20 protein-coding genes are annotated in these 21511 nt (G+C 66.8%); 3 read left to right on the forward strand and 17 right to left on the reverse strand.

Annotated features, from left to right (window positions below; genetic code table 11):
- Positions 1-31 precede the first annotated feature (31 nt).
- From ACJ7C5_RS03845 to ffh, 9 genes are all read right to left on the reverse strand, one after another.
- Positions 32-466, reverse strand: coding sequence for a DUF1801 domain-containing protein (locus ACJ7C5_RS03845; protein WP_412703101.1), 435 nt, complete (start codon positions 464-466; stop codon positions 32-34).
- A 79-nt stretch (positions 467-545) separates the two neighbouring features.
- Positions 546-926 carry a DUF6404 family protein gene (locus tag ACJ7C5_RS03850; RefSeq protein ID WP_075675013.1) on the reverse strand — a complete coding sequence of 127 codons (381 nt, stop codon included), beginning with the start codon at positions 924-926 and terminating at the stop codon, positions 546-548.
- Positions 927-1008: 82 nt separating this feature from the next.
- Positions 1009-1410: a 50S ribosomal protein L19 gene (gene rplS / locus ACJ7C5_RS03855; RefSeq protein WP_005408597.1), complete on the reverse strand. Its 402-nt coding sequence runs from the start codon at positions 1408-1410 to the stop codon at positions 1009-1011.
- A 154-nt stretch (positions 1411-1564) separates the two neighbouring features.
- The gene (trmD, locus tag ACJ7C5_RS03860) at positions 1565-2323 is read right to left on the reverse strand and encodes a tRNA (guanosine(37)-N1)-methyltransferase TrmD (protein WP_088025178.1); all 759 of its coding nucleotides are present in this window, start codon (positions 2321-2323) and stop codon (positions 1565-1567) included.
- Between the two features lie 8 nt (positions 2324-2331).
- Entirely contained in the window at positions 2332-2844 is a 513-nt protein-coding gene (rimM, locus tag ACJ7C5_RS03865; protein ID WP_010483256.1) for a ribosome maturation factor RimM, read from the reverse strand.
- Positions 2845-2888: 44 nt separating this feature from the next.
- Positions 2889-3149 carry a 30S ribosomal protein S16 gene (gene rpsP / locus ACJ7C5_RS03870; RefSeq protein WP_005415733.1) on the reverse strand — a complete coding sequence of 87 codons (261 nt, stop codon included), beginning with the start codon at positions 3147-3149 and terminating at the stop codon, positions 2889-2891.
- A 99-nt stretch (positions 3150-3248) separates the two neighbouring features.
- Positions 3249-4061 carry an aminotransferase class IV family protein gene (locus tag ACJ7C5_RS03875; RefSeq protein ID WP_412703102.1) on the reverse strand — a complete coding sequence of 271 codons (813 nt, stop codon included), beginning with the start codon at positions 4059-4061 and terminating at the stop codon, positions 3249-3251.
- On the reverse strand, positions 4058-5134 hold the full coding sequence (locus tag ACJ7C5_RS03880) for an NAD(P)H-dependent flavin oxidoreductase (RefSeq protein ID WP_094000270.1): 1077 nt from the start codon (positions 5132-5134) through the stop codon (positions 4058-4060). The genes ACJ7C5_RS03875 and ACJ7C5_RS03880 overlap by 4 nt, the downstream gene beginning before the upstream one ends.
- Positions 5135-5279: 145 nt before the next feature.
- Positions 5280-6656, reverse strand: a complete 1377-nt coding sequence (ffh, locus tag ACJ7C5_RS03885) for a signal recognition particle protein (RefSeq protein ID WP_005408591.1) — start codon at positions 6654-6656, stop codon at positions 5280-5282.
- Positions 6657-6778: 122 nt separating this feature from the next.
- Here ffh and ACJ7C5_RS03890 point away from each other — a divergent pair, with 122 nt between their 5' ends.
- The gene (locus ACJ7C5_RS03890) at positions 6779-7573 is read left to right on the forward strand and encodes a cytochrome C assembly family protein (RefSeq protein ID WP_099552435.1); all 795 of its coding nucleotides are present in this window, start codon (positions 6779-6781) and stop codon (positions 7571-7573) included.
- 133 nt (positions 7574-7706) lie between these two features.
- Here ACJ7C5_RS03890 and ACJ7C5_RS03895 read toward each other — a convergent pair whose 3' ends face one another.
- From ACJ7C5_RS03895 to radA, 4 genes are all read right to left on the reverse strand, one after another.
- On the reverse strand, positions 7707-8174 hold the full coding sequence (locus tag ACJ7C5_RS03895; protein WP_075675020.1) for a hypothetical protein: 468 nt from the start codon (positions 8172-8174) through the stop codon (positions 7707-7709).
- 169 nt (positions 8175-8343) lie between these two features.
- A complete protein-coding gene (locus ACJ7C5_RS03900) occupies positions 8344-10650 on the reverse strand; it encodes a tetratricopeptide repeat protein (protein ID WP_412703103.1) in 2307 nt (768 codons plus the stop codon).
- A gap of 48 nt (positions 10651-10698) precedes the next feature.
- Complete coding sequence (locus tag ACJ7C5_RS03905; RefSeq protein WP_412703104.1) at positions 10699-12555, reverse strand: ATP-binding protein; 1857 nt, start codon at positions 12553-12555, stop codon at positions 10699-10701.
- A gap of 156 nt (positions 12556-12711) precedes the next feature.
- Positions 12712-14088 (reverse strand): DNA repair protein RadA, encoded by a 1377-nt coding sequence (gene radA / locus ACJ7C5_RS03910; RefSeq protein ID WP_412703105.1) that lies wholly within the window; start codon positions 14086-14088, stop codon positions 12712-12714.
- A gap of 149 nt (positions 14089-14237) precedes the next feature.
- On the opposite strand from radA, the gene ACJ7C5_RS03915 reads away from it, so the two are divergent.
- Positions 14238-16295 carry a putative bifunctional diguanylate cyclase/phosphodiesterase gene (locus ACJ7C5_RS03915; RefSeq protein WP_412703106.1) on the forward strand — a complete coding sequence of 686 codons (2058 nt, stop codon included), beginning with the start codon at positions 14238-14240 and terminating at the stop codon, positions 16293-16295.
- Between the two features lie 188 nt (positions 16296-16483).
- Here the strand turns inward: ACJ7C5_RS03915 and cyoD are convergent, their stop codons facing one another.
- The 4 genes from cyoD to cyoA are packed head-to-tail and all read right to left on the reverse strand — an operon-like array spanning position 16484 to position 20515.
- On the reverse strand, positions 16484-16825 hold the full coding sequence (gene cyoD, locus ACJ7C5_RS03920; RefSeq protein WP_014036396.1) for a cytochrome o ubiquinol oxidase subunit IV: 342 nt from the start codon (positions 16823-16825) through the stop codon (positions 16484-16486).
- The gene (gene cyoC / locus ACJ7C5_RS03925) at positions 16825-17463 is read right to left on the reverse strand and encodes a cytochrome o ubiquinol oxidase subunit III (RefSeq protein WP_110711620.1); all 639 of its coding nucleotides are present in this window, start codon (positions 17461-17463) and stop codon (positions 16825-16827) included. The genes cyoD and cyoC overlap by 1 nt, the downstream gene beginning before the upstream one ends.
- Positions 17460-19457: a cytochrome o ubiquinol oxidase subunit I gene (cyoB, locus tag ACJ7C5_RS03930; RefSeq protein WP_412703107.1), complete on the reverse strand. Its 1998-nt coding sequence runs from the start codon at positions 19455-19457 to the stop codon at positions 17460-17462. The genes cyoC and cyoB overlap by 4 nt, the downstream gene beginning before the upstream one ends.
- A gap of 2 nt (positions 19458-19459) precedes the next feature.
- Positions 19460-20515 (reverse strand): ubiquinol oxidase subunit II, encoded by a 1056-nt coding sequence (gene cyoA, locus ACJ7C5_RS03935; RefSeq protein WP_100439258.1) that lies wholly within the window; start codon positions 20513-20515, stop codon positions 19460-19462.
- Positions 20516-20867: 352 nt separating this feature from the next.
- Between cyoA and ACJ7C5_RS03940 the strand changes: the two genes are divergently transcribed.
- Entirely contained in the window at positions 20868-21503 is a 636-nt protein-coding gene (locus tag ACJ7C5_RS03940) for a GyrI-like domain-containing protein (RefSeq protein WP_412703108.1), read from the forward strand.
- Positions 21504-21511 lie beyond the last annotated feature (8 nt).

The following is a 21511-nucleotide window of genomic DNA, read 5'->3' on the forward strand; positions in this document are numbered from 1 at the left end:
TCTCGTTGGCAAGGGGATCGGAACGGTGCGCTTACATGCGCTCGCCGGGTAATGCCGCGGCTTGGCGCACCCAGTCGAGGAACTGTGCTTCATCCAGCACCCCATCCTGTGCAATGTGCAGGTAGCGCGTATCGGCGCTCCGGGAAGGCTCGGGCGGCACCGGCGTCAATGCAGCACCGCGGAAGAACGCCACCTTGATGTAGCGGGTGAAGCAATGGAAGCTGAGAAACCAGCCTGCCCCCGGCGCCACCGCATACATCGGCGAATTCCACTTCACGGCCTTGTGCACGCCAGGCACCGCCTGCACGATCAGCGCATCCAGCTGTACTCCGATCGGCCGCTTCCAGTCCGGCATCGCCGCGATATAGGCCTGCACCGGGGCATCGCCCTCGCCCTTGGCAATCTGCGGATTGCCGCCGGACAGCAGCGTGGGCGCGGCGGAAGGTGCGGTTCGCTTGGCAGGCATCGCACGGCACGTCCATCAGGATGAAACCGCAGCCTAGCGCGGCTCGCACCTGCCGGTCACGGCGCGGTGCGCCATCGGATCAGTCCGCCTGCCGCGCCCGGAACTGCCGCCAGTCCGGCAGCTTGCGGTGGCGGCGCAGCGAGCGCATCAGCGCCGCCATCACCACACCGAACAGGGCACCGGCCAACAGTCCGGCCGCCAGCAGCAGGGCCAGCGGGCGCTCGCTGCCCTGCCACAGCATCAGCCACATCAGCGCGGTCCAGAACAGCCCGAACAGCAGGCCCTGTACCAGCGCATTGGTGCCGAAGCCGGCCAGGATGGGCGGTGGCAGCGCGATGCCCATGCGCCACAGCACACGATGCAGCAGCGGCGCCGACTGCACGCGCGCCAGCCCCTTGCCGTCGAGGAAGCGCAGCGCCGACTGGATGACAGCGGGATAGTGCCGGTTGATGTCGTTCATCACCCGATCGTGGCCGATGCGGTGCCGGAAACGCAAACGGCCACCCGAAGGTGGCCGTCGCGGCAACAACCGAAGTTGTTTATCAGGCCTTTTCGGCCAGACGGGCAGCCTTGGCGGCAGCAGCGGCAGCCAGATCTTCCTTGATGCGGGCAGCCTTGCCTTCCAGGCCACGCAGGTAGTACAGCTTACCGGCGCGGACCTTACCACGACGCTTCACTTCGACCGAGTCGATGATGGCGCTGTGGGTCTGGAACACGCGCTCGACGCCGTAGCCGTGCGAGATCTTGCGGACGGTGAACGAGGAGTTCAGGCCGGCGTTCTTGGTGGCGATGACAACGCCTTCGTAGGCCTGCACGCGCTCGCGGCTGCCTTCCTTCACCTTCACGTTGACGACAACGGTGTCGCCCTGGCTGAACTTCGGCAGTTCACGGGTGATCTGGGCGGATTCGAATTCCGCGACGATGGACTTGTTCAGCTTGCTCATGGGTTACACCGATTCTTGTTCGGGTGGGCGTGTCGTATCGACAACGTAGGCTCATGCAGTCACCGGACTGTGCTGCACGTTTGTTTTGGGTACTGCGCACGCCGGCCGGGGCCGACGGGAATTGGCCATGATAGCCGATAACGCCAGCCCTGCGCTAGGGGCTGGCCTTGTGTTTCTGGGCCTGACGACCCTGCTCCAGCAGCTTGCGGTCGGCCTTGCCCAGCGCCTGTTCATCCAGCAGGTCCGGGCGCCGCTGGGCGGTACGGACCAGCGACTGCTGACGGCGCCAGGCCGCGATGGCCGCGTGGTTGCCCGAGCGCAGCACATCCGGCACGTCACCCAGCGGATGCTGGGCCGGCTGGCTGTAATGCGGGCAGTCGAGCAGGCCGAGGTCGCCCTCGAAGCTGTCCTGCGCCGCCGATTCCGCGTCGTTCAGGGCACCGTCCTGCAGGCGGGCCACGGCGTCGATGATCACCGCCGCGCCCAGCTCGCCACCGGATAGTACGTAGTCGCCGAGGGAGATTTCCTCGTCGACGTTGGCCTCCAGGAAACGCTCGTCGATGCCCTCGTAGCGGCCGCAGAGCAGGACCATGCGCGGCAGTGCCGCCAGTTCCCGCACCTTGGCCTGGGTCAACGGCGCCCCCTGCGGGCTGAGGTAGATCACCCGCGCCGGGGTCGGATCGGCATCACGGATCGCCTGCAGGCAGGCCTGCAGCGGCTCGATCAGCATCACCATGCCCGGGCCACCGCCGAACGGACGGTCGTCCACCCGGCGGTAGTTGCCTTCGGCGTAATCACGGGGGTTCCAGCCATGCAGGCTGAACAACCCCTTCTCCTGCGCGCGCCCGACCACGCCCAGTCCAGCGGACTGGGCGAGGAACTCGGGGAACAGGGTGATGACGTCGAAACGCATGTTCACACTCAGAACTCGGGATCCCAGTCGACCACGACCAGGTTGGCCTCGAAGTCGACCGACTTGACGAAGTCCGGCTGCACGAACGGGATCATCCGCTCGCGGTCACCCCGGACCACCACCACGTCGTTGGCGCCGGTGCTGAACAGGTGCGAGACCTGGCCCAGGGCAACGCCCTCGGTGGTCTTCACGTCCAGGCCTTCCAGGTCCACCCAGTAGTACTCGTCGGGCTTCGGCGGCGGCAATGCACTGCGGGCCACGTAGATCTCGGTGCCGTGCATCGCTTCGACGGTGTCGCGGTCCTCGACGCCGGGGAAACGGGCGACCAGGTGCTTGCCGCTGTCGCGGCCACGCACACCTTCAATCGTGGTTTCCACGCCGGACGGGCTGCGCACGATCCACGGCTGGTAACGGAAAATGGCGGAACGTGGCTCGGTCCAGGACTCGAGCTTGATCTCGCCGCGCACACCAAAAGCGCCGACAACCCTGCCCAGCAGGATGCGGCGCTCGATATCTTTCATCTGCTTCAACCAAGAGGGCCACGCCGAAGCGTGGCCCGTCAGGATCAGGCCGCAGCGGCCTGGGACTTGGTCGCTTCCTTGATCAGGTTGCGGACCTTGTCGGTCGGCTGGGCGCCGTTCTTGACCCAATGGTCAACGCGGGCCAGGTCCAGCTCGATGCGCTTCTCGGCGCCCTGGGCGACCGGGTTGTAGAAGCCAACGCGCTCGATGTTGCGGCCGTCGCGCGCGCTGCGCACGTCGGTGACGATGATGTGGTAGAACGGACGCTTCTTGGCGCCGCCGCGGGTCAGTCGAATCTTGACCATGGTGTTTTTCCTATTGCCCAGTCGCCAGGATGGCGAGGTAAGCGGGCGATTATAGCGGCAGAGCCCGGCCGAGCCAACCCCAGGGGCGCTCGCCCGGGTTCAGATCCCTTTTGCGGCGCAAAAGGGATCTGAACCCAGTCCCTGCCAAGCCACGCCCGCCAGCACCGCCCTGCCCTGTTCAGCCAGTACCTGCGAGCCGGGCAGGACATGCCTGTCGATGGCCTCCAGCGCCCACAGGCCGCTGGCGTTGCAGGCAAAAGCGGCCTTCACGCTATCCAGTTCAGCCAGTGCCAACGGCCGCGTCAGCTGTACCCCCGGCCAATGCTGCTTCAACAACGTCTCGGCGGTACCGCGCAGGGCCGGTGCCTGCGGCCAGAGCAGCCGCTCACCATCGTGAACGGCCAGGTTCCAGGTGCTGCCTTCGCTCACGTCGCCATCGGCGGTCACGAACAGCACATCGTCGAATCCTTCCGCCATCGCCGCGCGACGCTCGGCAAACAGTCCAAACGTACCGACGTGCTTGATCTGCGGCAGCTCGCGCTGCCACACCACGCTGCGCACCCGCTTCGGTGCGACCAGCGCCACCGGCGCGGACACCGCCACCAGCACGTCCACTGGCACCGCAACCAGCGGATTGCGGAAATCGAAACGACGCGAGAACACCGTCACCCGCAGCGAGGCATCGGCCAGCCCGGCCTGCTGCAGGGCCTGCACCATCCAACGCCGCACCTGCGTCGTATCCAGTTCGCTGCCGAACAGTTCGTGCGTGGCCTGCGACAGCCGCGCCAGATGCAGGCCCAGTCCCTGCACGGCGTGGCCGCGCACCTGCAGCGAGGTGAAGTGGCCATAGTTGACCAGCGCAGGTAGCAGATCCTCCACCTGCGTCGGTTGGCCGTTGCAGGTCACGGTCATCGCAGCAGCGCCTGCGCCTGTTCCCACATGCCGCGCAACACGTCGGCGGCCGGCTGTGCCGGGGCCATCCACGCCGACTGCCCGGCCCAGGCCTGCATCGCCGCCAGACGATTTTCCTGCACGGCCTGCTTGCGCATCGGCGCGGTCAGGCCGCGCTGCACCGGGTACGGGCGTGGCGCCGGTGCGCCCTCTGCAGCGGCGGCGCGCACATAGGGTGTCGCCAGACCACGACCCAGGCGGCCGCTGAAGGCACGGGTCGGCCAGGTATCTTCGGGTTCGCTGGCCGCCAATCCATCAGCCCACGCCGAAGCAATCGCCGCTTCGGGCGTGCGCAGGAAGGCGGTGCCGATCTGCACGGCGCTGGCACCCAAGGTGAGTGCGGCAGCGATGCCACGACCATCGGCGATGCCGCCGGCGGCGATCACCGGAATCTGCAGGTGGTCAGCCAGGCGCGGCAGCAGCGCGAACAAGCCGACCAGCTGGCGTTCGGCCATTGCCGGATCAAAGGAACCGCGATGACCACCGGCTTCCACGCCCTGCGCAACCACGGCGTCGGCACCGGCATCCTGTGCCGCGCGCGCTTCGGACAAGGTGGTCGCACAGGCGATCCAGGCAACGCCGGCGTCCTTCAACTGCTGCACGTGGCGCGGCAGCAGCACGCCCATGATGGTCGAGGCCACCGCCGGGCGCGCCGCCAGCAGCGCGGCGAACTGTTCCTCGAAATCGGCGGGCGTGGCGTCGGCAGCGCTGGCCGGCACGTCCGGGCCCCACTGTGCGAGGAAGGCGCGGCTGGCGGCCTCGGCAGCGACATCACGGGTCGGTGCGGGGTCCGGCACCCACAGGTTCACCTGCGCCGGGCCAGTGGAGGTCGCACGGAAGTCGTCCATCCAGCGACCGATATCGGACGACGACGACAGCACCGCGCCCATTGCCCCCATGCTGCCGGCATTGGCCAGCACAGCCGACAACGCCACCGGGCAGGCGCCGGCCATCGGTGCCAGCAGGATCGGAACGGAAACGCCGAAGCGCCGGCAGAACGCCTCGACGCGGGAAGATACAGCGGAACTCTGCATGACGGCCCATCGTTTCGGACAGGCCCCCATGGTGCGCGCAGGATGGGGGTAGAGTCGAGCCTGCTCGGCTGCTGGATGCGGCGCTTCTAGGCCGTCGCCCGAGCATGGGCTCGGGCGCTACATCAGAGTGCGGACGGGGCCGCCATCAACGGAACGGCATGCCGCGGCCGCCCATGGCGCCCATCATGCCCTTCATGCTGCGCAACATGCCCTTCATGCCGCCGCCGGCCATCTTGCTCATCATCTTTTCCATCTGCATGTACTGCTTCATGAGCTTGTTGACGTCGGCCGGGGTCACGCCCGAGCCCTTGGCAATGCGCGCGCGGCGCGAGCCGTTGAGCAGGTTCGGGTTGCGCCGTTCCTTCTTGGTCATCGAGCTGATGATGGCGATCATGCGCGGCACTTCCTTGCCCTGGCTGACCTGCTGCTTCAGATGGTCGGGGATGTTGCCCAGGCCCGGCAGCTTGTCCATCAGGCCGCCGATGCCGCCCATGTTCTGCATCTGCTCAAGCTGGTCGCGCATGTCGTTCAGGTCGAACTTCTTGCCCTTGGCGACCTTCTCGGCCAGCTTGGCGGCCTTGTCCTTGTCGACCTGCTGCTCAACCTGCTCGACCAGCGACAGCACGTCGCCCATGTCGAGGATGCGGCTGGCGATACGGTCCGGATGGAACACATCCAGGCCTTCCGGCTTTTCGCTGACGCCGACGAACTTGATCGGCTTGCCGGTGATGTAGCGCACGCTCAGCGCGGCACCGCCACGGGCGTCACCGTCGGTCTTGGTCAGCACCACGCCGGTCAGCGGCAGCGCGTCACCGAAGGCCTTGGCGGTGTTGGCCGCGTCCTGGCCCGTCATGGCGTCGACCACGAACAGGGTTTCGGCCGGGTTCACGGCAGCGTGCAGGGCCTTGATCTCGGCCATCATCGCTTCGTCGATGGCCAGGCGGCCGGCGGTATCGACCAGCAGCACGTCGACGAACGACTTGCGTGCATCGTCGATGGCGGCGCGGACGATGGCTTCCGGCTTCTGGTCGGCGCTGGACGGGAAGAACAGCACGCCGACCTGCTCGGCCAGGGTCTTCAGCTGCTCGATCGCGGCCGGACGGTAGACGTCGGCCGAGACCACCATCACCTTCTTCTTGCGCTTTTCCTTCAGGTGCTTGGCCAGCTTGCCCACCGTGGTGGTCTTGCCGGCGCCCTGCAGGCCGGCCATCAGGATGATGGCCGGAGCGGGCACATTGAGGTTCAGGTCGCTGGCTTCAGCGCCCATCACCGCGGTCAGCTCGTCGCGCACGACCTTGATCAGGGCCTGGCCCGGGGTCAGCGACTTCAGCACTTCCTGGCCGACCGCACGCACCTTGATGCGCTCGATCAGGGCCTGCACCACCGGCAGCGCGACGTCGGCTTCGAGCAGCGCGATGCGGACCTCACGGGTGGCCTCGCGGATGTTCTCCTCGGTCAGGCGGCCGCGGCCACGCAGGCGCTCGATGGTGCCGGAAAGGCGCTGGGTCAGTGACTCGAACATGCGGCGCAACCTGTCTGAAAGCGGGGGACAATAAGGCAGACAGTATAACGGGTCCGGCTGTATCCCCGGACTGCGACCACGGGGCCGTCGCCAGCATCACGGGGGTATGCGAAACTGCAACGATGTTAATCGTTCTCATCGCCGCCCTGCTCTACCTGGCCGCCAGCGCCCTGCTGGTGCGTGCGCTTGGCCGCGATGAAAGCACCGGCTCCCCCGCCTGGCTGTGGCCCGCCCTGCCGGCGATGCTGCTGCACGGCGGCTACCACGTGATGGTGGCGATGCGCACCAACGGCGGGCCGGACATGCACTTCTTCGCCGCGCTGTCGCTGGTCGGCCTGGGCATGGCCTGGCTGACCTCGCTGGTCGGCGCGCGCGGGCGCATGTCGGCACTGGGCGTGGTGGTGTTCCCGCTGGCCGCGGTACTGCTGCTGGCCTACCACGGCTACGGCCACGAACCGAGCAAGGTGCTGGGCTGGCGCCTGGCCAGCCACGCCTGGCTGGCGCTGCTGGCCTACGCTACGCTGAGCATCGCCGCGCTGCTGGCGATCATGCTGTGGCTGCAGGAACGCGCCCTTCGCCGCCGCGAGTTCCGGCCGTGGCTGCGCGCGCTGCCGCCGCTGGCCGACCTGGAATCACTGCTGTTCCGGGTGATCACCGTCGGCTTCGCGCTGCTGACCCTGACCCTGGTCACCGGCGTGCTGTTCGTCGACGATCTGCTGGCACAGAAGCTGGTGCACAAGACCGTGCTGAGCGTGCTGTCGTGGATCGTGTTCGGCGTGCTGCTGATCGGCCGTCGCCGCTACGGCTGGCGCGGCATGAAGGCGGTGCACTGGACGCTGGCGGCGATGCTGTTGCTGCTGCTGGCGTTCTTCGGCAGCCAGTTCGTGATCGAACTGGTGTTCGGGCACACGCGATAAAGGCGTGCCGACCAACGGTCGGCCCCCACCCCGGTACTGCCAACCAACGGTCGCTCCCCAATCTGGTAGTGCCGGCCGCTGGCCGGCAACAGGGCCACGCCATGCGTGGATGCCGCAGCCGCCCCCCCCACCGTCAAGGGACAGGCTGGGCCAGGATCCGGCGCAGCGAGCGGCCGTTGTTGGAGATCAGGTCGTCGGCCTGCCAGCAGCCCTTGCCCTGGCGGACCATCGGCACGCGCGACACGAACGCCTGCTTCTCCACTGCGTAGTGGATCTCGACCATGCCGGTATCAGCCGTGGCCCCCTTCCACTGATAGGTCACCGGGCCCTCGATGTCAGCGTCCTGCGCGTCCAGCCACGGATCCCAGTCGATGTTGCAGATGCCCTGCTCGCGCGCCTGGCAGGCGCGCTCGCCACGCAGGGCTTTGCCAAAGCTGTCGCTGACCAGCGCCTGCGGTGCGTCCAGCACAAAGCCGTTGTCACCCGACGTCGCCTCGAAGAATGCGCGGGCCACGGCGGCGGGTTCCTGGCAGGCCGGCGCCGCCTGCACGTTGGCGGCCAGCAGCAGCCCGGTGATCACGAACATCCCTGTCTTTCGCATGTATTTCTCCTTGAGGTAGTGCCGGGGGCGGGGCGGCCCCCCCCCCCCAAACCGCCGCCGGGGGCGCCCGCCGCCGGGCCACCACTTTGTGGTTTGTGCCGGCGGCGGGCCGCAAACTCTGGATACCCGGGCGCCGCCGCCCCGCGGCCGCCACTACCCGATACCAGGCTTACAACCCGTAACGCTCGATCACATCCAGGTGCGGCTGGCGATCCTGGTCGCAGGCCTCGGCCAGGCGCAGCCAGCAATGCGGATGCGGCCACTTCGCGGTTTCCTGCTGCAGGAAGCGGTGCAGTGCCAGCGGTGCATGGTCCTGCGGCTGGGCGACGGTGAACAGCAGGCCCGGCAGCGTGCCCTCCTCTTCTTCCGGATCGGTTACGGTGTAGTCCGCACGGCTGTGCGACCACACCTGCCAGCCCTGCGCCTCGGCCGCTGCGACAAAGGCATTCCACGCCTCCTCGCCGGGATGCGCACCGTCGATCAGCCAGCTGCGGGCGAAGCCGCCGCGCTCCAGCACATGCACCTGCGCATAGGTCGGGATGAAATGCTCGCGTGCCTCTTCTTCCTCCGGCGCCGGGTGCACCAGCGCAGCATCGAACACCACCCAGTCGCCCACCTGCTGCGCGCGGTTGGCCGGTGCGTTCTCGACGATACGTGCGGTGACCGGGCCACTGCGGCGCGCGTAGTACTCCATCGGCTCGCCGTTCTCTTCGCTGCGGATGATCACCCAGCCCCACGGCTCCTCGACCACGCCGTCCTGGCTGGACAGCTCCATGCCGATCGCGGCCGCCGAGCGGCGCACCGCATCCCAGTCGCGTGCCGCGCTGGCCGCGCTCATGTGGTCCCAGTGCGCGGCATTCGGTTCTTCCAGCAGCTCCACCAACTGCGCATAGCAGGCCTGGGCCTCGCTGAAGCGGCCGGTTTCCATGTACATCCGCGCCAGCGTGCCGCGCGCACCGTGCGAACCGGGCGATGCCGCCAGCAGCGCCTGCGCGGCCTGCTCCAGCGCTGGCCAGTCCGACACGCGGCGGGCGCGCTGCACCTCGCACCAGTGCGCGAACACCGGCACGCTGCCGCGATAGAGGTCGGCCAGCTGGCGCAGGCCGTCGTCGTCACCCTGCTCGGCCAGCCAGCGCATCAGCGTGTAGGCGGCCGGACCATCATCCTGCGTGTGTGCGCGCACGAAGCGCCACAGCAATGCGCGCGCTTCGGTCTGTGCACCACAGGCGCTCAGCGCGGAGGCAGCCATCTCGGCCAGCGCCTCGTCATCTGGCAACTGCGCCTGTGCCTGCAGCAGCCACTGCGCCTCACGTTCGGGATCGCGCGACTGGTTCTGCTCTCCCTGCTCGTTCAGCCAAACCAGTAGTTCAGCGGCTGGTACCGGCAGCGGCGCCACATCCGGCAATGCATCGATGCGTGCCGCCAGGCCGCCCACCAGCGCTGCCGCACCGCGGTCCTGGCGCAGCTGTGCCAGATGGGTACGCGCCAGTTCCAGCTGGCGCAGTGCCACCCAGCGCGCGCCACGCTGCAGGGCCAGCTCCAGGCTCAGCGCGGCGACTTCGATCAGCAGGCGGTGCGAGCCAACCTCGGCAAAGTGTTCGATGATGGTGTTGAAGCGCGTGCCCAGATCCCACGTATTGCGTGCAGGATCGCGCCGGCACAGCGCTGCGGCGGTGTTCGCCCACAGCCGCCAATAGGTAGGCGTCAGTTCGCTCCACGGCACCAGCTGCTGCACGGCCTCTTCGTCGCGGCCCAGCTGGGCCAGCGCCCACGCCTTGGACAGGCGGCGCGGCACCGTACAGTTGGCCGGCTCGTACTCGCCGGACGCGGCCACTTCGGCCTCGCGCTTCTCGATCAGCACCAGCGCTTCTTCGGCGCGGCCCATGCCCAGCAGGATCTTGATCTGCATCTCCGGGAAGCTGTCGAACACTTCCTTGCCACAGGCCTCGATCGCATCCGACTGCACCTGCAGGTAGTCCAGCGCATCCTGGCCGCGGCCATCGTCAAGCAGGGCATCGGCCTTCTCGCAGCTCAGGCACTGGAAGCAGGCCCAGCTCGGGTCGATTCGCGCCAGCGTTTCATCACACACCTCGACGCGCTCGGGAACCCAGCCCGGGCCATCGATGTTGCCGTAGCAGGCAGCCAGATCCTGGGTCACGCAGATCGACTGCGGGCACTCCAGCGTGTCCTCACGATGCGCACGCTCGAACAGCGCCACGGCTTCGCCCAGCGCGCTCTCGCCTTCGACGCGATTGCCGACGCGGTTGCGCAGCGCCCAGTGGCCGACATAGACATCGACCCACGGGTTGTCCAGCGCCTTGCCCAGCGCTCGCGCTTCGGGCAGCAGCGCGTCGACGCGGTCGACACGCAGCTCGCTCACCTCGTCGGCGAGGCGGTTCAGCAGGTGCGCATTCTGCGCCTGGCCGGCCTGTCGCAGGTCGCCCTGCAGTTTTTCGACCCAGTTCCAGATGTCCATGGGGTAAGTACTCCTGTCTAGCGAAGGCTGGATGAGAGGATGCGGTGCTCAGCGCAGCATCTGCTGCAGGGCACCGGCGATATCGGTAAAGGCGCCGTTGAGATCCGGGCCCGGTGTGGCGGTCGCGCGGGCCAACGGACGGCCCTGTGCGGCAACGATGATCTTCAGTGAGCGCAGCAGGCGTGCTGCGGCTTCGGCCTGTGGATGCCCCTCGCGCTGGGCGCGCAACAGCGCCTGCACCGCCGGGTTGTCGAGGTTGAGGTACAGCCGCGAGGGTGCGCGCGATTCGATGCGTGCGGTGAACTGCCGGGCCAGGCGCAGCGCGGCCATCGACACGCGCTTGTCGTTCTCGTCGTCTTCCAGGCGCTGCTTCAGTTCGGCCTCGCGGTCGGGCACCACCACCACCGGCAGCGACTCGGGGCTGAAGCGTGCCGGCAGCAACTGCTCGCCATCGCCCAGCTGCTCGCGCAGCCATGCCAGCTGCGCCTCGTCGAGGCTGTCGTCGCTGCGGAACAGCGCACGGTTACCCTGTTCGGTCCCCAGTTCAACCAGGCGCAGGCCCTTGGCCTGGGCCCAGCGCCGCAGGAACGGCACCACGGCATAGCGATGGCCATGCGCGACCGGCACGCCCATCGCGCGGAACAGCATTTCCTCGAAGCCGCCGCCGTTGTCGAGAATGACGTGCACGGCACCGCGTGCGGGCAGCGCACTGGCAGGCAGATCGCCCTGCGAGGTCGGCACGCGAACATGCTCCAGCAGCAGTTCGAACAGGCGGTCATCGCACAGCGCCGCGCCCAGCAGCGCCTCGTTGTGGCGGGTCAGTACCCGCCGCCAGGCTTCCGGCTGCTGCCGCGCGACGTCGGCCAGACCATCAATCAGCGCCTCCAGCAGCGCATGCTGCACGGCGCGGTACTGGTCATCGCGCTGCAGGTCTTCGCGGCTGGCAGTAGGCGTGAGCCGGGAGGATTCGATCACCCCGCCGATGAAACCCGCCCACGGCGGCAGCAGGTCGCGCGCATCGTCGTCCAGCAGCATGCCGCGCACGAACACCGACAGGTTGCGGTTGTCGCTGGTGCCGTAGGTGGCGCCGTCCTGCACCCACAGCAGGCCGGTGGCATCGCTGTTGCCATCGGCACGCAACGGCACGGTGACGATCGGCTCGAAATCATGTTCGAAACGCGCGGCGAACTGCAGCGCCTGGCGGCGCGCCTGCACCGGATGCAGGGCAACATCACCCTGCCCACGCCACGGCGGCGGCTCGGGGTTGAGCGCCTCGGCCGCGGCACCGATGAAGATCGGCTCGGACAGCAGCGCGCAGTAACGGCCCAGTACCTCGTGCAGGCGCGCTTCGTTGGCCAGCGGCAGGAAGTCCGGATGCAGCTCCAGCTCCACCTCGGTGCCGACCGCGCGCGCCGGCATTTCGCTGACGGTGTACTGCTCGGCGTTGCTGGACACGTACAGATGGCCAAGATCCGGCGTCTGGTACGAGGTGGTACGCACACTGACCCGGCGCGCCAGTACGAAGGCCGACAGGAAGCCGAGGCCGAACATGCCGATCAGGCCCTCATCGTCCTCGCCGCCCTGACGCAGGCCACGGGTATAGCCGACGCCGACGGTAGCCAGGTAATCGTGGATCTCCTGGCGGGTCAGGCCAGCACCGGTATCGGTGATGCGCAGTACGCCGGCGCCGGCATCGACCTGCACCGAGATGCGCGAAGGCACTTCGATGCCGGGCTGTTCGATGCGGCGGCGGATGATCGAGTCGTGCGCGTTCTGCACCAGCTCACGCAGCGCCACCACCGGGGTGGAATACAGGTGCTTGCCCAGCACCGTCATCAGTCCATTGAGATCGACCCCGGCGCGACGGATTTCGGCGTTGGGGGCGGTGAGCGCGGTGTCCTGCATGTAATCGTTTACTCCTGGGCACGGAAAGACGCCAGAGGGCGCCTTCGTCGAGCGGGAAAAACTAGCACAGGGAAGCTGACCGTTACCGTGCACACCGCCGCATTCCGCACGCGCGAAGGCAACGCCGGGCCATGCCCGGCGGGCGCGCGGCAGGCATCACGCCGCGTCGATGGCCTCGGACAGCCGCTCCACCGCGATCACTTCCATGCCTTTCACCGAACCGCCCTTGGGGGCGTTGGCCTTGGGCACGATGGCGCGCTTGAAACCATGGGTGGCGGCCTCGCGCAGGCGGTCTTCGCCATTGGGCACCGGGCGGATCTCGCCGGACAGACCTACTTCGCCGAAGGCGATGGTCTTCTCCGCCAGCGGCCGGTCCTGCAGCGAGGACAACACCGCCAGCAGCACTGGCAGGTCGGCAGCGGTCTCCTGCACGCGGATGCCACCGACCACATTGACGAACACGTCCTGATCGCCGACCAGCACGCCGCCGTGGCGATGCAGCACCGCCAGCAGCATGGCCAGCCGGTTCTGCTCCAGGCCGACCGCGACACGGCGCGGGTTCGACAGCGGCGACGCATCGACCAGCGCCTGCACTTCCACCAGCAGCGGCCGGGTACCCTCGCGGGTGACCATCACGCAGCTGCCCGGCTGATGGGTGCTGCCGCCGGAAAGGAAGATCGCCGATGGGTTGGAGACCTCCTTCAGGCCCTTGTCGCCCATCGCGAACACGCCCAGTTCGTTGACCGCGCCGAAGCGGTTCTTGAACGCACGCAGCAGGCGGAAGCGGCTGCCGCTCTCGCCCTCGAAGTACAACACCGCATCGACCATGTGCTCAAGCACGCGTGGGCCGGCGATGCCGCCCTCCTTGGTCACGTGACCGACCAGGAACACGGCGGTGCCGGTCTCCTTGGCGAAACGCACCAGCCGCGCCGCGCTCTCGCGCACCTGGCTGACCGAGCCGGGCGCGGCGGTCAGGCTCTCGGTCCACAGGGTCTGCACCGAGTCGGCCACGATCAGCCGCGGGCCGGCCTTGGACGCATGCTGCAGGATCGACTCGACGCCGGTCTCGGCCAGCGCATTGACGCCATCCAGCGGCAGCTCCAGACGATGCGCGCGGCCGGCCACCTGTGCCAGCGACTCCTCGCCCGTGACGTACAGCACCGGCAGCTCGGCCGCCATCTTCGCCACCGCCTGCAGCAGCAGGGTCGACTTGCCGATGCCCGGGTCACCACCGACCAGTACCACCGCGCCCTCGACCAGGCCACCGCCCAGCACGCGATCGAACTCGCCGATGCCGGTCGAGACCCGGCGATGCTCGGTCTGCTCCACGTCCTTCAGGGCGGTGATCTTCGGCCGGTCGATCTTGCCGGCCCAGCCGGCCCGGCGCGAGGCCGGCGCCTTGGCCGCCGCCGCGCTCTCCAGCACGATTTCCGACAGCGAGTTCCAGGCATTGCACTCGGTGCACTGGCCCTGCCACTTGCTGAATTCGGCGCCGCATTCATTGCAGACGTAGGCGGTGCGGGCTTTTGCCATCGGATGATTTCCAGCAACGGGAACAGGCGTGGCAGGATAGCCGAGCCGGGTCGCAGGTGCTGCGACCGCTCAAGTCCTGCCCACCCGCGCCGATAGGGGTCGCGGGCGTGCGCCTTGCGGGCGCCCCTCCCTCCCCCACTGGATTCAACATGACTGGCAGTTACAGTCAGAGCCTGGTCATCATCTCCCTGCTGGTGGCCATTCTTGCTTCGTACACGGCGCTGGACATGGCCGGGCGTCTGGCCACGGCGGAAGGCCGCGTGGCCCGCTGGTGGCTGGCCGGGGGGGCGGCGGCCATGGGCCTGGGCATCTGGTCGATGCACTTCATCGGCATGCTGGCCTTCGACCTGCCGATTCCGGTGGGTTACGACCTTGGCATCACCCTGTACTCGCTGGCAGTGTCGATCGGCGCCTCGGCCTATGCGCTGTGGCTGGTGTCGCGGCCCAGCCTGCCCTGGCGCCGGCTGCTGGCCGGCGCCGTGCTGATGGGCCTGGGCATTGCCACCATGCATTACCTGGGCATGGCGGCGATGCGCATGCAGCCCGGCATCGACTACCACCCGGGCTGGTTTGCCGTCTCCATCGCGGTAGCCATCGGCGCCGCTGGTGCAGCGCTGTGGATCGCCTTCCGCCTGCGTACCGAGCAGCGCAACACCCTGCGTCTGCGCGCATTGGCCTCGCTGGTGATGGGCCTGGCCATCGTCGGCATGCATTACACCGGCATGGCCGCCGCGCGCTTCCCCGAAGGCAGTATCTGTGGCGCCGTCGGCAGTGGCGGCATCGACACGCGCTGGCTGGCGGTACTGGTGATCGTCACCACCGTGGCCACCCTGGGCATCGCGCTGGTGGCCTCGCTGTTCGACCGGCAGATGCGCGTGCGCACCGGGCTGCTGGCCGATTCACTGGCACACGCCAACAACAAGCTGATCCAGGCCGCCCTGCACGACCCGCTGACCCAGCTGCCCAACCGCATGCTGCTGCAGGACCGTATCGAGCAGGCCATCGAGAAGGCGCGGCGGCGCCACCATGCGGTGGCGGTGATGTTCTGCGACCTGGACGGCTTCAAGGCGGTCAACGATGCCTACGGGCACCAGCTGGGTGATCGCCTGCTGGTGGCAGTGGCGCAGCGTATCGGCGGCCTGCTGCGGCCGCAGGACACCTTCGCCCGCCTCGGCGGCGACGAGTTCGTGATCGTGCTGGCCATCGATATTCCCGACGATGCGGTGGTGGTCGCCGAGCGGATCATCGCGGCAGCTGGCGAACCGTTCCTGCTGGATGCAGCCGAGCTGCAGGTCAGCGCCAGCCTGGGCATCGCGCTGTATCCAGATGACGCCGGCAACGAGCGCGAGCTGATGGCACACGCCGACGCGGCGATGTACCACACCAAGGAAACCGGCCGGAACGGCTATACGTTCTTCACCCCGTCGATGCAGCTCAGCGCCAACCGCCAGCTGCGCCTGCTGCAGGACCTGCGCAAGGCCGTGACGCGCAATGAACTGGTCCTGCATTACCAGCCCAAGTTCCCGGCCGCCGGCGCACCGGCCACCGGCGCCGAAGCGCTGCTGCGCTGGCAGCACCCGGAGCTGGGCCTGCTGGCGCCGGATGTGTTCATTCCCATCGCCGAACGCAGCGGCCTGATCCTGCCGATCGGTGACTGGGTATTGGACCGCGCCTGTGCGCAGCTGCGTGCATGGCACCAGGCCGGGCATGCGGAATGGTCGATGGCGGTGAACCTGTCGCCGTTGCAGTTCGCCTCGCCGGCGCTGCTGGACAGTGTGCGCGAGGTGCTGCAGCGGCACCGGATCGAACCCGCGCGGCTGACCCTGGAGATCACCGAGACCACGGCAATGAAGGACGTCGATGCCAGCCTGGCGATCCTCAACGACCTGACCGCGATGGGCGTGCACATCGCCATCGACGATTTCGGCACCGGCTACTCCAGCCTGCTGTACCTGAAGCGGATGCCGGCCACCGAACTGAAGATCGACCGTGCGTTCGTGCATGACCTGGAACGCAACGACGAGGATGCCGCCATCGTCTCGTCGATCATCGCGCTGGGCCGCACCCTGCAGCTGCAGGTGGTGGCCGAGGGCGTCGAGACCCAGGCACAGCGCGAATACCTGAGCGAGCTGGGCTGCGACCAGTTGCAGGGGTATCACCTGGGCCGGCCGATGGAGGCCGAGGAGTTCCTGCGCCGGGTGGGGTGAGGCCCCGGTTTCGGGGTCGGATCCCTTGCCGCAGGCCAGGGCTCTGACCCCAGATGGATCCTGCACGCTCCCATCCACGCATGGCGTGGATCTACTGGCTGGCGGCCAGCGGCCGGCACTACCCATTCGCAGGCAAACAAAAAGGCCGCCCGAGGGCGGCCTTTCTGCGTGGCAACGTCGCGAGGACGTCAGTGCATCATGTGCACGTTCATGTTGTGCATGACCCACAGGGTGCCGATCACGATGATGCCGATCACCACGACGGTGAAGGCTGCAGCGTTGACGTTCCAGCGGCTTTCCGAAGAGCGGTCCAGGTGCAGGAAGAACACCAGGTGGACCAGCATCTGCAGCACCGCGGTGACCGCGATCACCACACCGTTGACGGTGCGCGAGAAGTCGCCCGACATCACCATCCAGAACGGGATGACGGTCAGCACCACCGCCAGCACGAAGCCGATCAGGTAGGACTTGACGCTGCCGTGGCTCTCGCCGCCGGCGGCGTGGTCGTGTGCATGGTTGTCATGTGCCATTACAGCGCTCCATTGAGATAGACGACGGAGAACACGCCGATCCAGATCAGGTCCAGGAAGTGCCAGAACAGGCTCAGGCACGCCATGCGGGTCTTGTTGGTCGGGGTCAGGCCGTACTTCTTCAGCTGCACGAACATCACCAGCAGCCACAGCAGGCCGGCGCTGACGTGCAGACCGTGGGTACCGACCAGGGCGAAGAACGCCGACAGGAAGGCACTGCGGTCCGGACCGTAGCCCTGATGGATCAGGTGCTGGAACTCCCACACTTCCATGCACATGAAGCCGAAGCCCAGCAGCCAGGTGATGCCCAGCCACAGGTACATCTGGCCCATCTGCTTGCGGTGCATGGCGATCATGCCCAGGCCGAAGGTCAGCGACGAGGTCAGCAGCAGCGCGGTTTCCCACGCCACGAACGGAAGCTCGAACAGGTCCTTCGCGGTGGGACCACCATCGGTACCGCCGGACAGCACCACGTAGGTGGCGAACAGCGAGGCGAAGATGAGGCAGTCGCTCATCAGGTACACCCAGAAACCGAAGACGGTGTTGCCGCCGGTGTCGTGGTGCTCGTGGTCGTCATGGCCATGGGCCGCCGCATGCGCGGCGTGCCCGTGGCTCAGGGTCGAGGTATTGGTGCTCATGCCTTCAGCTCCGACTTCACCAGGCCCTGGTTTTCCAGGTGCTTGCGGTGTTCGTTCTCGATGCGTTCAACCTCCGCGGCCGGGACCCAGTAGTCCACGTCCTGGTCGAAGGTGCGGTAGATGAACGTGGCGATCATGCCGACGAAGCCGACGATGGCCAGCCACCAGATGTGCCAGATCATCGCGAAGCCGAACACCAGGCTGAAGGCACCGATGACAACGCCCGTGCCGGTGTTGCGCGGCATGTGGATGTCGGTGTACTTGGCCGGCTTCGGCCAGGCTTCACCACGCTGCTTGCGCTCCCAGAAATCGTCCAGCTCGGTGACTTCCGGCAGCGTGCCGAAGTTGTAGAAGGCCGGCGGCGAAGAGGTTTCCCACTCCAGCGTACGGGCATCCCACGGGTCGCCGGTCAGGTCGGCGGTCTTCTTGCGGTCGCGGATCGACACGGCCACCTGGATGATCTGGCACAGGATGCCGGCACCCACGATGAAGGCACCTGCGGCAGCCACCAGCAGCAGCGGCTCGTAGGCCGGGTTGACGGTGCTCTGCAGACGACGGGTCATGCCCATGAAGCCCAGCACGTACATCGGCATGAAGGTCACGTAGAAGCCGATGAACCAGCACCAGAACGCGCACTTGCCCCAGAACTCATTGAGGCGGAAGCCGAACATCTTCGGCCACCAGTAGGTGATGCCGGCGAACATGCCGAACACCACGCCGCCGATGATGACGTTGTGGAAGTGGGCGATCAGGAACAGGCTGTTGTGCAGCACGAAGTCGATGGCCGGGATCGCCAGCATCACGCCGGTCATGCCGCCGATGGTGAAGGTGACCATGAAGCCGATGGTCCACAGCACGGGCGTGGTGAACTGCACGCGACCGCGGAACATGGTGAACAGCCAGTTGAAGATCTTCACGCCGGTCGGGATCGAGATGATCATCGTCGTGATGCCGAAGAAGGCATTGACGTTGGCACCCGAGCCCATGGTGAAGAAGTGGTGCAGCCACACGATGAACGACAGCACGCCGATGCAGGCGGTGGCGTAGACCATGCCCTTGTAGCCGAACAGCGCCTTGCGCGAGAAGGTCGCGATGACTTCGGAGAACACACCGAATGCCGGCAGGACCAGGATGTACACCTCCGGGTGACCCCAGATCCAGATCAGGTTGATGTACAGCATGGCGTTGCCGCCACCGTCATTGGTGAAGAAGTGCGTACCCAGGTAACGGTCCAGGGTCAGCAGCACCAGGGTGATGGTCAGCACCGGGAAGGCAGCGACGATCAGCACGTTGGTCACCAGGGCGGTCCAGGTGAACACCGGCATCTGCATCAGCTTCATGCTGGGGGTACGCATCTTCAAGATGGTGATGAAGAAGTTGATACCGCTCAGCGTGGTACCCAGGCCTGCGACCTGTAGACCCCAGATGTAGTAGTCCATGCCTACGCTTGGACTGTATTCGATGCCCGACAGTGGCGGGAACGCCAGCCAGCCGGTGGCAGCGAACTCACCGATCCACAGCGACAGCATGATCAGCACCGCGCCGGACACGAACAGCCAGAAGCTGAGCGAGTTGACGAACGGGAACGCGACGTCGCGCGCACCGATCTGCAGCGGCACGGCCAGGTTCATCAGGCCGGTGATCAGCGGCATCGCCACGAAGAAGATCATGATCACGCCGTGGGCGGTGAAGATCTGGTCGTAGTGGTGCGGCGGCAGGTAACCCTCGGACCCGCCGACGGCAAGCGCCTGCTGGGTACGCATCATGATGGCGTCGGAGAAACCACGCAGCAGCATGACGAAGGCGACGATGAGGTACATCACGCCGATCTTCTTGTGGTCCACCGAGGTGAACCACTCCTTCCACAGATAGCCCCACAGCTTGAACTTGGTGATCAGGGCCATGACGCCCAGGCCACCAAGAACCGCGCCGATCAACGTCGTCAGGACGATCGGATCGTGGGGGATCGACTCAAGAGAGAGTTTTCCCAACATGTTCATTCTCCCGAGCCCGCGTGGCCGGCGTGACCGGCGGCGGCGTGCTCGTCAGCAGTGTGTCCGGCGTGTTCGGCCGGAGCGGCAGCAGCGTCGGCGTGGCCTTCGTGGCCCTCGTGACCTGCATGGGCGTCGTGGCCTTCAGCAGCAGCACCGTCGGCCGGGGCCTTGTGCTCGTGCTTCATGCCGTAATGCTTGTTGTCACCCATGTGCTTGGCGATGACCCAGTCGAACAGGCCTTCTTCGGTCTTGCCGAAGTAGGTGACCGGGTACCACTCGGCGTTGCGTGCTTCACCCAGCGCCTTGAACGAAGCCTTGTCCAGGGTCTGCTCGCCGGCACGGACCTGGTCCAGCCACTGGCGGTATTCGGCATCGGTGACCGAGTAGGCGGTGAAGTGCATCTTGGCGAAGCCCGCGCCGCTGTAGTGCGAGGACATGCCCGGGAATTCACCGGTCTCGTTGGCGATCAGATGGAGCTTGGTCTCCATCGCAGCCATCGAGTAGATCATGCTGCCCAGGTGCGGGATGAAGAAGGCATTCATCACCGAATCGGACGTGATCTTGAAGTTCAGCGGCGTGTTGACCGGGAACTTGATTTCGTTGACGACCGCCACCTTCTCTTCCGGATAGATGAACAGCCACTTCCAGTCCAGCGAGATCGCCTCGATGGTGACCGGCTTGACGTCCGAATCCAGCGGCTTGTACGGGTCCAGTGCGTGCGACGAGCGCCAGGTCAGGACCGCCAGTACCAGCACGATCATGCAGGGAATGGACCACACCACCACCTCGATCGCCGTCGAGTGGGACCACTTCGGCTCGTAACGGGCCTTGGTGTTGGAGGCGCGATACTTCCACGCGAAGGTCAGGGTCATGATGATGACCGGGATGACGACCAGCAGCATGAGCACGGTGGCCGTGATCAGCAGGGTCTTCTCATCCTGGCCGATCTGGCCCTTCGGACTGAGGATGGCCACCGCATCGCAACCGGTGAGCATCACCAGCAACGACAGCAGCAGGCCCGGGCGCAACCAGCGCCCAAGGGTTTTCAACGGAATCATCGGTCGATCCAATTGCGAGGGAATGCCGTTCCCCGTCCTGCCTGTTCCGGCCAAAGCCGGTCCCACCGGTCCGGAAGACAGGCAGGGAGGTGGGGTCGAGTCAGCCTTTCAATTTTAGGCCGTCACCCACCATTTAAGAAAGGCATTGACAATGATCGGGCGCAGGAAAGGCCCGTTTCAGGCTGCGACACGTTGTCGCAGTGCGCAGGCGCGGCGGGCAGGACGCCCGGGGGCGGCATCCTAGCATCTGGTGCTGGCCGGCGGTCCGCCCTCGTTCGGCAAAGTCATCTGAACATGTTCAGGCGTGCTGGCGAGTGCCTGGCATGGGATGCTCGGCGCAGGAGGAAGGCCCGTGGACAAGATCGACTTCAGGAAGCGCGATCGCGCGTTGTACCAGCCCCCGGTGGGCCGGTTCGTGACTGTGGACGTACCGGCCCTGCCCTACGTGATGGTCGACGGCCACGGTGATCCGAATACCGCCCCCGCCTACCTGCAGGCCGTGCAGTGGCTGTACTCGGTGAGCTATGCACTGAAGTTCGCGCTGAAGGCCATGGGCCAGGACTACGTGGTGCCACCGCTGGAAGCACTGTGGAGCGCCGAGGATCCGGCCAGCTTCGTCGCGCGGCGGAAGGATGAGTGGGCCTGGACCGTAATGATCCGCACGCCCGAGGGCATCGGCCCTGCGCAGTGGCAGGCCGCGATCGGCAAGGCGCGCACCAAGCTGGGAGAGGCTCCGCCCAGCCTTCGCCATGAAATCCTTGCCGAGGGCCCCAGCCTGCAGACCTTGCACGTGGGCGCCTACGACGACGAAGGCCCCACCCTGGCGCATCTGCATGACGAACTGATGCCCGCACTGGGATACACCTTTGCCGGCCCCCATCATGAGATCTACCTGAGCGACCCGCGCAGGACCGACGCGGCACGGTTGAAAACCGTGCTGCGGCAGCCGGTGCGGCCGATTGAGCCTGATGAGGACTCCTGCACGTGACACAAGGA

It is taken from the genome of Nocardiopsis yanglingensis (assembly GCF_045809185.1).
GTDB classification, from domain to species: Bacteria; Pseudomonadota; Gammaproteobacteria; order Xanthomonadales; family Xanthomonadaceae; genus Stenotrophomonas; species Stenotrophomonas yanglingensis.